The sequence below is a fragment of the Clostridium sp. OM02-18AC genome (genome assembly GCF_003481825.1).
In the GTDB taxonomy this organism is placed as follows: Bacteria; Bacillota; Clostridia; order Lachnospirales; family Lachnospiraceae; genus Brotaphodocola.
The window spans coordinates 86,062-99,269 of the sequence record NZ_QULW01000012.1 but is presented as its reverse complement, the minus strand read 5'-3'; the positions used below and the strand labels follow the sequence as shown (position 1 = coordinate 99,269).

Genomic DNA, 13,208 nt, shown 5'->3' with positions numbered 1-13,208 from the left:
GCGTTACTCCCTTCTATTATTCTTCATCAAAGGAATCATCGGTATAATCGTCGGATTCCCCTTCGAAATCGTCGCTGCTGTCATCGCCGTTATCGACGTCAACCAGCTCTTCACCCTTGAACTCCTGCTGCTGATAGCCGTAGTCGCCAAAGGACTCTTCGCGGTTGTAATGGCGGTCGCCCTCGATGATGGCACGCAGATCGGTCTCGCCGTAATCTACGTTCTCACCGATCTCAACCTCGGTTCCGTCGTCACGCAGTACGCTTACATCCAGACCAAGGGACTGCAGCTCTTTTAACAGTACCTTGAAGGACTCCGGAATACCCGGCTCAGGGATGTTCTCACCCTTGATGATTGCCTCGTAAGTCTTCACACGTCCGACAACATCATCGGACTTCACGGTCAGGATCTCCTGCAGGGTGTAGGATGCACCATACGCCTCCAGAGCCCAAACCTCCATCTCACCGAAACGCTGTCCGCCGAACTGTGCCTTACCACCCAGAGGCTGCTGGGTAACAAGGGAGTATGGACCGGTGGAACGTGCATGGATCTTATCGTCAACCAGGTGATGCAGCTTCAGGTAATGCATGTGACCGATGGTTACCGGGCTGTCGAAGTACTCGCCGGTACGTCCGTCACGCAATCTTACCTTACCATCGCGCTGAAGCGGAACGCCCTTCCACAGTTCACGGTGCTCCAGATGGGAACCTAAGTAATCCATAACTTCCGGTTTCAGGGTATCTTTGTATTTCTCTTCAAACACCTCCCAGGAGGTGTTTACGTAATCATTTGCAATTTCCAGGGTATCCATGATGTCTACCTCGTTCGCGCCCTCGAATACCGGGGTGGAAATGTTGAAGCCAAGTGCTTTACATGCAAGGCTTAAGTGCATCTCCAGGACCTGTCCGATGTTCATTCGGGAAGGTACGCCCAGCGGGTTCAGCACGATATCCAGCGGACGACCATTCGGAAGGAACGGCATATCCTCTACCGGGAGTACGCGGGAAACGACACCCTTGTTACCATGACGTCCTGCCATCTTATCGCCGACAGAGATCTTACGTTTCTGTGCAATGTAGATACGGACAGTCTGGTTTACGCCAGGAGCCAGCTCATCGCCGTTCTCTCTGGTAAATACTTTTGCGTCGATGATGACGCCGTAAGCACCGTGCGGTACTTTTAAGGAAGTATCACGTACTTCTCTTGCTTTCTCACCGAAGATCGCACGAAGCAGTCTCTCCTCAGCAGTCAGCTCGGTCTCGCCCTTCGGAGTAACCTTACCAACCAGGATATCACCGGCACGGACCTCAGCACCGATACGGATGATACCTCTCTCGTCCAGGTCTTTTAATGCGTCGTCGCCGACACCCGGAACGTCGCGGGTGATCTCTTCCGGCCCGAGCTTGGTGTCACGGGCTTCTGCCTCATACTCCTCGATATGAACGGAGGTGTAGACATCTTCCATAACCAGTCTCTCACTTAAGAGAACCGCATCCTCGTAGTTGTAACCTTCCCAGGTCATGAAACCGATCAGCGGGTTCTTACCAAGAGCGATCTCACCGTTGCTGGTGGACGGACCGTCTGCGATGACCTCGCCTGCCTCAACGTGGTCGTTCTTGTAAACGAGCGGCTTCTGGTTGTAGCAGTTGGACTGGTTGCTTCGAGAGAATTTGATCAGATGGTAAACATCTTTTGCGCCGTTGTCATCACGCTTGATGATGATCTCGTTGGAAGCGGAACGCTCAACAACACCGGCATGCTTTGCTACGACGCAGACACCAGAGTCGACAGCGGCTTTGCCCTCGATACCGGTACCTACTGCAGGCGCCTCGGTCTTTAACAGCGGAACGGCCTGACGCTGCATGTTGGATCCCATCAGCGCACGGTTTGCGTCATCGTTCTGCAGGAACGGGATCATGGATGTTGCTACGGAGAATACCATCTTAGGAGATACGTCCATTAAGTCGATGGCTCTCTTCTGGAACTCGGAAGTCTCCTCACGGAAACGACCGGCTACGTTATTGTTGATGAAGTGGCCTTCCTCGTCGAGCGGGGTGTTTGCCTGTGCGACAACGAAGTTATCCTCCTCGTCTGCAGTCAGGTATACAACCTCGTCGGTTACACGCGGGTTAGCCGGGTCGGATTTGTCTACCACACGGTACGGAGCCTCAATGAAGCCGTACTCATTTACCTTTGCATAGGTTGCAAGGGAGTTGATCAGACCGATGTTCGGTCCCTCAGGAGTCTCGATCGGGCACATACGTCCATAATGGGTGTAGTGTACATCTCGAACCTCGAATCCGGCACGGTCACGGGACAGACCGCCAGGTCCCAATGCAGAGAGACGTCTCTTGTGGGTCAGCTCAGACAGCGGGTTGTTCTGGTCCATGAACTGGGACAGCTGGGAACTTCCGAAGAACTCCTTCACAGCTGCGGTAACCGGCTTGATGTTGATCAGGGACTGCGGAGTGATGCCGTCCATATCCTGGGTGGTCATACGCTCTCTTACCACACGCTCCATACGGGACAGACCGATGCGGTACTGGTTCTGTAACAGCTCACCAACGGCACGGATACGACGGTTGCCCAGATGGTCGATGTCGTCTGCGTTGCCGATGCCGCCTTCCAGATGCATGTTGTAGTTAATGGAAGCAATGATGTCTTCCTTGGTGATATGCTTCGGGATCAGCTCGGTGATATTCTTGTGGATGAGTTTCTTTAACTCTTCCTGATCGTCACCAGCTTCTTCCAGAATCGTTTTTAATACCGGATAATATACTAACTCTGTAACACCGGCTTCCTTCGGATCGAAGTCTACATAAGCTGCCAGGTCAACCATTAAGTTGGACAGTACCTTGTAGTTGCGCTCCTCAGTCTGGATCATAACGTACGGAACAGCTGCGTTCTGCAGGGTGGTTGCGAGCTCTTTGTCGATCTTTACGCCAGCCTCTGCCAGAACCTCTCCGGTGGTCATGTCCACTACATCCTCAGCCAGGATCTGACCTTTGATGCGGTTCTTAAAGTGAAGCTTCTTATTAAATTTATATCTGCCGACTTTGGCCAGGTCATAACGACGCGGGTCAAAGAACATGCTGTTTAACAGGCTTTCTGCACTATCAACGGATAACGGCTCGCCCGGACGGATCTTGCGGTAGAGCTCTAACAGACCATCCTGATAGCTCTCTGCAGTATCTTTGCCAAAGCTTGCCAGCAGTTTCGGCTCCTCGCCGAACAGATCGATGATCTCTGCGTTGGTGCCATAGCCCAGTGCACGTACCAGTACGGTTACCGGAACCTTACGGGTACGGTCTACACGAACGTAGAAGATATCATTGGAGTCGGTCTCGTACTCCAGCCATGCACCACGGTTCGGGATAACCGTGCAGGTGTACAGCTCTTTACCGATCTTGTCATGGCCGATTCCATAGTAGATACCCGGAGAACGAACCAGCTGGCTTACGATAACTCGTTCAGCGCCGTTGATTACGAATGAGCCGGTATCGGTCATGAGCGGAAGATCTCCCATAAAGATCTCGTGCTCGTTGATCTCTTCTTTGTCCTTATTGTAAAGTCTTACCTTTACCTTTAAAGGTGCAGCGTAAGTTGCGTCGCGTTCTTTGCATTCTTCGATGTTATATTTGACTTCATCTTTACATAATGTAAAATCAACGAATTCGAGGCTTAAATGACCTGCGAAATCGGAGATTGGGGAGATATCTTCAAATACTTCCTTCAATCCTTCATCGAGGAACCACTGATAGGAGTCTTTCTGAATCTCAATCAGGTTTGGCATCTCAAGAACTTCTTTCTGTCTTGAGTAGCTCATTCTAACGCTCTTTCCCGATGTTACCGGGCGCATTCTGCTTTTCTCCATTGACGTTTCACCCCTGTTTTCTAATCTAATTTCTGGCATATTTTTGGGCGCAAAAAGCCCAGAATGCCACAATAGTGCACACTCCATAATATCATACGTCTGTCAAGCTGTCAAGTTTTTCCTTGATTTTTTTTGACAAAAATGCTATACTTTTTGTACAGGTTTGTCCTGTTACATAAAAGAACCTAACGGAGGTATTCCCCATGCAGACTTTTTTAAACGTTTTGCTGGTAATTCTGGTGATCGCAGTGATCGCTCTTGCGGTTCTGTACTTCTTAGGAAGAAAGCTCGAAAAACGTCAGGTTGAGCAGCAGCAGCTTCTGGAAATGTCCAAACAGACGGTTTCTATGCTGGTCATCGACAAAAAGAAACTGAAGATCAAAGATTCCGGTCTTCCAAAGATGGTCTACGAGCAGACTCCGAAGTACATGCGCTGGGCAAAGGTTCCGGTTGTAAAGGCGAAGGTAGGTCCGAAGGTTATGACCCTGATGGCAGACGAGCGTGTATTTGCAGCACTCCCGGTGAAGACCGAGGCAAAAGTGGTTGTGAGCGGTCTTTACATTACCGAGATCAAGAGTGTCCGCGGCGGAGCAATCCCGCAGGCACCGAAGAAAAAAGGTTTCTTTGCAAGATTCAAGAAAGACAATTAATCTTGTCCAAATGTCCCACGGGACAAAAAAAGAGGCAGCGCGTTTTGCGCATGCCTCTTTTTTGTTTTATGTTCTTTTGTTTTTCTTTCCTATTGTGTATTTCCCAGGTCCAGCTTCGCGCAGTCCTTCGAAGTGATATCCAGAACGATCCGGCAGTCTGACACATGATCGTAATTGATATCGAGGGAATATTCCACCTCGACCTTTAAGTGGTCATCCTCTTCTTCAAATCCGATACGGCTGGTCGTCATCTCCACCAGCAGTTCTCCCATTGGCGTTACATAATGGGTCTGGGTCTTTTTGTCCAGTTCAAATACCATACTGGCAGATACCGGTCCACTCTTTTTGATCTCCAGTTTTTCCGGAGTCAGCTTCATGGTATTGCGGATGGCTCCGTCCATTCCTTCCATCACCTCATCGTAGATCAGGTAATGTTTATTGTTTTTCCAGAAGTAATCACCGGAAGTAATCACTTCCACGGTTCCTTCGTCGCCCTCCATTGCCTGAAGACCACTCAGGCGAATCAATACATCTCTTGTCATAATCCTCTTTAATATTCCTCAATGTTGATTTTTTTCGTCTCTTTTACATCCTGCGGCAGGATCGAACTTGCAAAATCCGTAAACTTTTCTGCAAGGTCACTGACGTAAAACTGATGCTTCTCCCCCGCAAACGGAGCAGACGGATCGCGGCTTAAGCCTTTCTCCGCCAGAAGTCCGCGCAGCTCAATGGCCGTCTCGTAAGCCGGATTCACCAGCGTAACATCTTCTCCCATCAGGCGTCTTAACGTAGAACGCAAAAGCGGATAATGGGTGCAGCCCATCACCAGGGTATCAATATATTTTTCTTTCAGGACACTTAAATAACGGGATGCGATCTCATCGGTCACCGGATCATGAAGCCACCCTTCTTCTACTAACGGGCAAAACAACGGGCAGGATTTTCCAAACACCTGGATGTCCGGCTTCATTTTTTTCATGACTTCCGTATAAATGCCGCTGCCGACCGTAGCCTCGGTTCCGATGACACCGATGCGTCCATTGCGTGTTGCTTCCACCGCGGTCCGGGCACCGGCATTGATCACACCGATGATCGGAATATCCGACTCCGCTGCAACCGTATCCAGGGTCAGTGCCGTTGCCGTATTGCAGGCAATGACAATGGCCTTGACCTTTTTCGTCCGAAGGAAACGGATGATCTGTCTGGAATAACGCAGTACCGTATCTTTGGATTTGCTTCCGTATGGCACCCGTGCGGTATCGCCAAAGTAGATGATCCGCTCATCGGGCAGCTGGCGCATGATTTCCCTTGCTACCGTCAGCCCGCCGACACCGGAATCAAATACGCCAACCGGCGCGTTTCTGTCAACCATGCTTCTTACCTCTCAAACGCCAGATCGATGAGGCGGTCGATCAGTTCTTTTTTCGGAATGCCTGCAGCCTCCCAGAGCATCGGGTACATGCTGATAGCGGTAAAGCCCGGCAGGGTGTTGATCTCGTTAAAGATCACTTCGCCTTCCTTTGTTACAAAGAAATCCACACGGGACAGACCATAGCCGTCGACTGCGTTAAAGATCTTGGCTGCTGCCTCACGCACACGCTCCGCGGAATCGCCCGGAAGCTCCGGTCCGATGACGGTACGGGACTCTGCGTTATTATACTTTGCATCAAAATCATAGAACTCAGCTGCTGCCAGGATTTCACCGACACCGGAAGCCTTTACCGGTTTCTGTCCGCCGCCAAAGACTGCACACTCCACCTCATGACCCACAATAGTCTCCTCAACAAGAATCTTGCGGTCATGCTTTGCAGCCTCTTTCAGGGCCTTTACCAGTTCTTCCCGGTTTTCTGCCTTGCTGACACCGCGGGAGGAACCAGCGTTGGACGGTTTTACAAAGACCGGATACTGGAAGCGGGCCTCAACCTGCGCAATCACTGCATCCATATCTTTTTCCATCTTCCAGCGCATCACCGGAACATAAGCCGCCTGGCGGATGCCCAGGTCATCGACGATGATCTTGGTGTAAAGTTTATCCATGGAAACGGCAGATGCCAGCACGCCGCAGCCTACATACGGGATCTTCGCAAGCTCGAACAGGCCCTGAACAGTACCGTCCTCGCCGTAAAGACCGTGAAGCACTGGAAATGCCACATCGATCTTTTCTTCCCGGGTTACGCCATTCTCGGTGATCAGCGCACACTTTTTGGTGGCATCCGGGGAAATGACAACGTCCACCTTGCTCTGTCTCCATGCTTCGGAGCGGATGTCCTCCACACTGTCTGCCTTGACCCAGTGGCCTTCCTCCGTGATACCGATCAAAAGCAGATCGTACTTTTCTTTATCTATCTGGTCAATCACATTTGCCGCTGACACGCAGGATACCACATGCTCCGATGACTGTCCGCCGAACAGAACTGCGATTTTTTTCTTACTCATAACAGATTTCCTTTCTTTATTCAAAATGTCTGATTAATTATAACATACCTGTCAACACTAAAAAAGTAACAGGACACACAAAAAAGATTGCTGAAACGGAGGTTTTTCCATGAAACCAAAATCTTATCTTTCCATAAAACAATATTCACAGTCTGCCGCGCATAAACGTGCTTCTACTTTTCCGCCCATTCCGGATCGCACACTGCATCCATTCTTCCCGCCCCTGTTTCTGATGCTTCTGTTTTTGCTGCTTCTTCTCTCCATGGGAAGCCTGCAGAAAAGCCGGGAAGCACTGGCCGGGCGCATCGCGCCGTCCATCCTACGCTTCCACATTCTGGCAAACAGCGATTGTGCTGAGGATCAGGATGTCAAGCTGGAGGTCCGGAGCTATCTGCTGGACTGGATCCATGACCGGCTTCCCCAAAATGTCGACAGCAAAGAAACGATGCTTACCTGGTTAACTGAAAATCAGACCAGTCTGGAAACTGCCGCAGACCGTTTTCTGAAGCAGAAAGGAATGTCGTATCAGGCGCATCTGTTCCTGGAGCGCACGTACTTTCCCACCCGCGTCTATGACAACCTGGTTATTCCCTGCGGAAACTATGATGCCGCACGGGTAATCCTCGGAGAAGGAAACGGGCACAACTGGTGGTGCGTGCTTTTCCCGCGCTTTTGTTTTCTGGATGAAGTGTGCAAAGAGATTCCCGAAGAAAGCCGGGACGAACTCCGGACGAAATTAAATCAGGGCGATTACTCCCTGTTAGAGGATCATCGCCCTGATTTCAAAATCCGTTTTTTCTTTATTCCACAGTTGCAAGCCCCTGGACTGCCCAGTTATACGTCTCAATCGCCAGACGAAGGGCTGTGTCTGCACTCTCGTAAGCGCTCTTAGACTGATAATAGGAAATTTCCGTTCCAATATAGTCCGACTCGCCGAGAAGTCCCATCTGGTACATGCGCGTATATTTATCATGTGTCTTCTGTGCTGCCTGATATCCGGCTTTCGCACCCTCAAACGCTTCTTTCTGCGCAAAAACATCATTGTAGAGGCGCTTCATCTCTATGGTCAGCTTTTGCTCACCTTCCTCGATCATGCCAAGACGCGCCTCAACACCCGCAGTGGTGCTTCCTTTTGCAGAAGTACGCTGACTGATCAAAGTTGTGTTATTGCCGATCGCCTTTTTCGTGTCCTCTTCCAGATTCATCTGGTCCATGAGCGAAAGATCCGTTTCCGGGATTGGCGCCAGCTCCGGGGAAGCATCTGCCGCCCAGCCGGTCAGGGTACATAGATTCGGTTTTAACTGAAGAGCCCCTCCATCCAGGGAAACTACAGAACTTGCCGCCGAAAGCTGGTTGGTCTGTGCCGTAAGCACATCCTGGTCTGTTGCCATGCCAAGCGCATGCTTATTGACTGCGATTTCATACTGTTTCCCATAAAGTTCCTGAAGTTTTTCCAGTGTATTGCGCTGTTTCATCAGAGAATCATACGAAATCATCAGGGACTGTGCTGCCTTGGTAATCTGTTTTTCCGCTTTCTGGATACTGGAAACCGTCTGTTTCGAATACAATTCTGAACTTTTTAATGCAGTTGCTGTTTTCTGAAGAATTATTTCCTGTGTCGTATAGTTTATGAGATTTCCAATTTCACCACGATCCTTTGCCGTATCTTTCAGATGCTTCATTTTCAGGCTCTGACTTTCCAGTTCCTCTGCATTTCGATCCAGCTTTTCCTTTGCATCCCGCAAATTTTTCCATATATCCTCGATACTGCTGTTATAAACATGCACAAGGTCCGGAATCTCATCGTATTCCAGCACATTATCCTGAAGCTTCGCCCAGGTCTGCGCATCGTAAGTGTCTTCCATATTGCCGGTAAGCGGCGCATAGGCCGCATAACTCTGAAGCGGTGCTGCTGTAAACAGGAATGCGCTCAATGCCATTGCTGTTTTACAAAAAGCAGTATTCTTTTTCCAGATTCCTGTTCTCATTTTCTTCACCACCTTATGATGCATTTGCCAGACCATTCACAACCCAATCATAAGACTGGATTGCCTGGAGCAGATTGTATTTGGCTGTCTGGGCCTGGATCACGGCAGAATCATACGCATACTTTTTATTCAGATAATCAAGTCTTCCCAGCATGCCAAGCTGATACTGACGTTCGGTTGTCTGCATGGTCTTCTCCTGCAGTTCCGACTGAGCCTGTCTTAAATCCATGGTTGCTTTTGCCGCCAGTACATTCTGGTAGCTGCTGGTCACTGCAGCGCCGATTTTCTGGGTATCTTCCCGGATTGTTTTTTCCAGGGTTTCCTTTGTTTCTTCGCTCTTTGCATTTTCCAGCTTGCGTTTGTTGATCTTCATGGTATAGCTGTTTTCCACTGCCTGCGCTTTGTCCGCTTCCGGATTCATGGCTGCGATCCGGCTCACATCCGGGTCCGGCAGGGTCCCAACCTCTGGTCTGTCATCGTGCTTCCAGCCCAGTGTTACAAACAGTTTCTCCTGATTGTTTTCAATGGTATTCTGGTCATCCAGGATTGCCTTATTGGCGTTTCTTAAGTTTTCCTCGGCAGTAAGCACATCCACATCCGTTGCCATGCCAAGAGATTTCTGGGTCTGTACGCTCTGGATGGTTTCGTTTAACAGTTCCTGATTTTTCTGATCCAGTTCCAGCTGCAGCTGGTTCACATAATATGCGATCATCTGCTGCTGCGCATTGGAGGTCAGCATTGCCTCGGCAGACGCATAATTATAGTAGTAGGTCATATAATCATCGACTGCTTCATCTGCCGACTTTCTCCAGCTGTCAATCTGCATTTCACTGGTAACGATCTGCGTCATAATGGATGCATAAGAAGCATCGTCTACATCCGGATAGCTTAAGCTTGCCTCCAGGTCGTCTGCCAGTTCCCGGTAGCGGTCTGCCCATTTCTCGTTGCTGTCGCCGTAATCCTTGCGGAACTTGCCAAGATCGATGGCATTCTTCTGTACCGTCGCATTGTATTCATGGACGAGGTCTGCGATCTCGTCGTACTCAATCTTATTGTCCTGGAGCTTTGCCCACTCCTCAGCGCTGCGGGCGAACTCCGGGCTGGCGGCAAACGCCGCAGTCGGCGCCGCCGTCATCATGACTCCGGCAAGGGCCAGAGACAATGTCTGTTTGAATCGTTTCATTATAAACATCCTCCGAAGCCGTCTGGCTTATTAATCGTAATGGGGTTCCGGTTTCTTTTTCTGGCTCATAACCTCATAGTAGATCGGCAGCATTAAGAGTGCAAGCACAGTGGAAGCCACGAGACCTCCCACATCTACCAGGGCCAGACCCTGCATGCTCTTACCGCTGTCACCGTAGGCCAGCGCCATCGGGATCATGGATACAATGGTCGTTAACGTTGTCATCAGGATCGGGCGCAGACGGGTCGCACCAGCCTCGATCAGAGCGGTTTCGCGGTCCATCTCACTGCGGTACTGGTTTACGGTATCGACATAGAGGATACCATTGTTTACTACGGTACCGACTAACATCAGGAATCCAAGCAGGGATACCATACTGATCGGGCAGTCCGCCAGGTATAAAAGTCCGAAGGAACCGATCAGGGAGAACGGAATGGTGGTCATGACCATCAGCGAGAACTTCGGTGACTCGAACTGTGCTGCCATGACAACGAAGATCAAAAAGATCGCGGTGATGATGGCGGTACCCAGGTTGCCGAACTCTTCCTTCATGCTCTCATCCTGGGAGTTTAAGGCACGGGTGATGGTCGGGGTCAAATGCTTGCTTACAACTTCATTATATAATTTGTTCTCGATCGCATCGATCTGGCGCGCATCGTCGGTCGCTACATCGCCGGTGATGGTCACCTGATACTGCTTATCTTTTCTGGTAATGGTATTCGGGCTGTCCTGGAATACCACATCGGCCACATCGGCAAGGGCCACGGAACCGCCTGCATTATTCGGAAGTACAATGCCCTTTAACTTGTCGATGGTGTCGTACTCATCATCCGGGTACTCTACCATAACACTGACATCGTCACCGTCTACGTTTAAGGTTGTTGCCTCTTTGCCGCCCAGCATGGCACTGACCGTACCTGCGATCTGAAGCGGGGTAATGTTCTCTGCGTTCGCCTTCATGGCATCGATGTTCAACTTGACAACCGGCGCTGCGTTCTCCAGGGTACTGTGTACCTTGGATACTTCCGGACGCTCCAGAAGTTCTTTGGTGATCTGGTCAGATGCATCCTTTAATTCATCGTACTGTGTACTCTGCAGGATGTACTCAATGCCACTGCTGCTGCTCATCATCGAAGAGGACGATGCAATATCCATGGAGATATTCGCACCTGCGATCTGGTTTAAGAGCGGCTTCCACTCCTTGATGACCTCATTGGTCTCTCGCTTTCTGTCATCCTTCAGATAGACAGTCAGCGTTGCGCCGGAACTGGTCATGGCAGACATACCACTTCCGCCGGATGTTAACATGTAGGAATCCAGATCTCCATCTGCCGTTATGATCTTCTCTACCTGCGCGTAAATCTTATCCTGTTCTTCCAGGGTCAGACCCGGGCGGGTCTCGATGGAAACGGAAATCTCACCGGTATCATCGGAAACCATCAGCTCCATGCGCAGCTGTGAAGCCATCCAGAAGGCGGCCACCAGCAATGCAACGGAAGTGAAGATCACGGTTTTCTTTTTCTTCAACAGCACCTTCATAATGCCGCGGTAACCATTCTGCATGGCACGGATCAAAGCACCGACTGGAGATTCCTCTTTCTCCTGCGGACGATAGAAACAGTAGCAAAGCGGAACAATGGTCATTGCACTGATGAGGGATGCCACCATACAGAAAATGATCGTAAAGCCTAACGGCTTGAACATCTGGCCGGTCAGACCCTGAAGCAGAGCCAGCGGCAGGAATACAACACAGGTGGTCACGGTACTTCCGATAATGGACTGCAGCACAATGCCACTTCCCTCTAGGGCAGCCTCCCGGTATCCCACAATGCCTTTTCCCTTGGTGGAACGGAAGCAGCTCTCCAGCACTACGATGGAGTTATCTACCATCATACCTACACCAAGTACCAAGCTCGATAAGGTAACTACGTTTAAGGAGAAGCCCATAACCTGGATCAGGATCAGGGCAGCCAGGATAGAGATCGGGATCGAGGTACCAACGATCAGGGATGCCTTGATCTCACCAAAGAACAGGAAGATGATCAGCATGGAAACCACAACTGCCATCACCATGGTCTGCATAACACTCTTTAAAGAAGAAGTGATGTTGTCACTGGTATCGTTTACGGTAACGATCTCCAGGTTTTCATCGGCATCCATCAGGGTTTTGATGGTCTGCTTTACGGACTTGGAAACATCAACCGCAGATGCACTCTGCTGTTTCTTGATGCCGATGGAAATGGTATCCTCACCATTGTAGCGCGCAATACTGTCGGCATCCTCCTGCGCTGTCTGAACATTCGCGATATCCGACAGATAAATGACATTGCCGCCTCCAACGGTCAGCGGAATGGTCTTTAACAGTTCTTCGGTGCCATACTCGGTTCCGGCACTGACAGAAAGCTTCTGACCACCCACAATGGTATCGCCGGACGGATAAGTAAAATCTGCACTTCCGATGGAAGATGCCACAGAAGCAAGGGTTAAGTGATACTGTTCCAGTTTTTCCGGAATCAGTTCTACCTGGATGTACTCCTTCTGTCCACCACTGATGCTGACATCGGTAACGGTCGTGATCTTCTCAAACTCCGGAACGATCTTGTTGTTTACATAGTTATAAAGATTGGACTCTGCTTTATTATTGACCGCGAGAGACATGGTATCCATCTCGTCGATATTTAACTCCATGATGACCGGAGCATTGCAGTCATCCGGAAGATCGCCCTCTATGGCGTCCATTTTCTTTTTTAAGTCATCGTATGCTTCGTCAATATCTTTACCATAGTCATACTGGATGATGACCAGGGATACGTTCTCCATAGAACGGGACTGGATCGTATCGACACCGCTTAAGGAACCGATCTCATCCTCGATCTTGGTGCTGACCAGGTCGTTCACGTCCTCCGGGCTGGCACCCGGATATACGGAATATACAATAAGTACCGGCATATCCATGGTCGGCATCAGCTCCAGCTTGGATCCAAGCACGGACTGAAGACCGAACACGATCAGGCACAGGATTACCATGACCACGGTAACCGGCCGCTTCAGGACTGATTTTGTTAATCCCATTGATG

The 13,208-nt window shown here is 50.0% G+C and carries 9 protein-coding genes; 2 read left to right on the top strand and 7 right to left on the bottom strand.

The window, feature by feature from the left end:
• Nucleotides 1-16: 16 nt before the first annotated feature.
• Nucleotides 17-3,874 (bottom strand): DNA-directed RNA polymerase subunit beta, encoded by a 3,858-nt coding sequence (locus DXB18_RS09925; protein WP_118707544.1) that lies wholly within the window; start codon nt 3,872-3,874, stop codon nt 17-19.
• Nucleotides 3,875-4,077: 203 nt separating this feature from the next.
• Between DXB18_RS09925 and DXB18_RS09920 the strand changes: the two genes are divergently transcribed.
• Nucleotides 4,078-4,524 (top strand): hypothetical protein, encoded by a 447-nt coding sequence (locus DXB18_RS09920; protein ID WP_118541287.1) that lies wholly within the window; start codon nt 4,078-4,080, stop codon nt 4,522-4,524.
• Between the two features lie 89 nt (nt 4,525-4,613).
• Here DXB18_RS09920 and DXB18_RS09915 read toward each other — a convergent pair whose 3' ends face one another.
• From DXB18_RS09915 to DXB18_RS09905, 3 genes are read right to left on the bottom strand one after another with little or no spacing between them, the layout of a single operon-like run.
• Nucleotides 4,614-5,066 carry a DUF1934 domain-containing protein gene (locus tag DXB18_RS09915; RefSeq protein WP_118707542.1) on the bottom strand — a complete coding sequence of 151 codons (453 nt, stop codon included), beginning with the start codon at nt 5,064-5,066 and terminating at the stop codon, nt 4,614-4,616.
• A gap of 8 nt (nt 5,067-5,074) precedes the next feature.
• Nucleotides 5,075-5,896, bottom strand: a complete 822-nt coding sequence (murI, locus tag DXB18_RS09910) for a glutamate racemase (RefSeq protein WP_118541284.1) — start codon at nt 5,894-5,896, stop codon at nt 5,075-5,077.
• A gap of 5 nt (nt 5,897-5,901) precedes the next feature.
• Entirely contained in the window at nt 5,902-6,960 is a 1,059-nt protein-coding gene (locus DXB18_RS09905) for a D-alanine--D-alanine ligase family protein (RefSeq protein ID WP_118541282.1), read from the bottom strand.
• A gap of 109 nt (nt 6,961-7,069) precedes the next feature.
• Between DXB18_RS09905 and DXB18_RS09900 the strand changes: the two genes are divergently transcribed.
• The gene (locus DXB18_RS09900) at nt 7,070-7,852 is read left to right on the top strand and encodes a stage II sporulation protein R (protein WP_118707540.1); all 783 of its coding nucleotides are present in this window, start codon (nt 7,070-7,072) and stop codon (nt 7,850-7,852) included.
• Here the strand turns inward: DXB18_RS09900 and DXB18_RS09895 are convergent.
• From DXB18_RS09895 to DXB18_RS09885, 3 genes are read right to left on the bottom strand one after another with little or no spacing between them, the layout of a single operon-like run.
• Nucleotides 7,761-8,948 carry a TolC family protein gene (locus DXB18_RS09895; RefSeq protein ID WP_182430540.1) on the bottom strand — a complete coding sequence of 396 codons (1,188 nt, stop codon included), beginning with the start codon at nt 8,946-8,948 and terminating at the stop codon, nt 7,761-7,763. The genes DXB18_RS09900 and DXB18_RS09895 overlap by 92 nt on opposite strands.
• Before the next feature lie 13 nt (nt 8,949-8,961).
• Nucleotides 8,962-10,131 (bottom strand): TolC family protein, encoded by a 1,170-nt coding sequence (locus tag DXB18_RS09890; protein WP_182430539.1) that lies wholly within the window; start codon nt 10,129-10,131, stop codon nt 8,962-8,964.
• Nucleotides 10,132-10,161: 30 nt separating this feature from the next.
• Entirely contained in the window at nt 10,162-13,203 is a 3,042-nt protein-coding gene (locus tag DXB18_RS09885) for an efflux RND transporter permease subunit (protein ID WP_118707534.1), read from the bottom strand.
• Nucleotides 13,204-13,208: the final 5 nt, after the last annotated feature.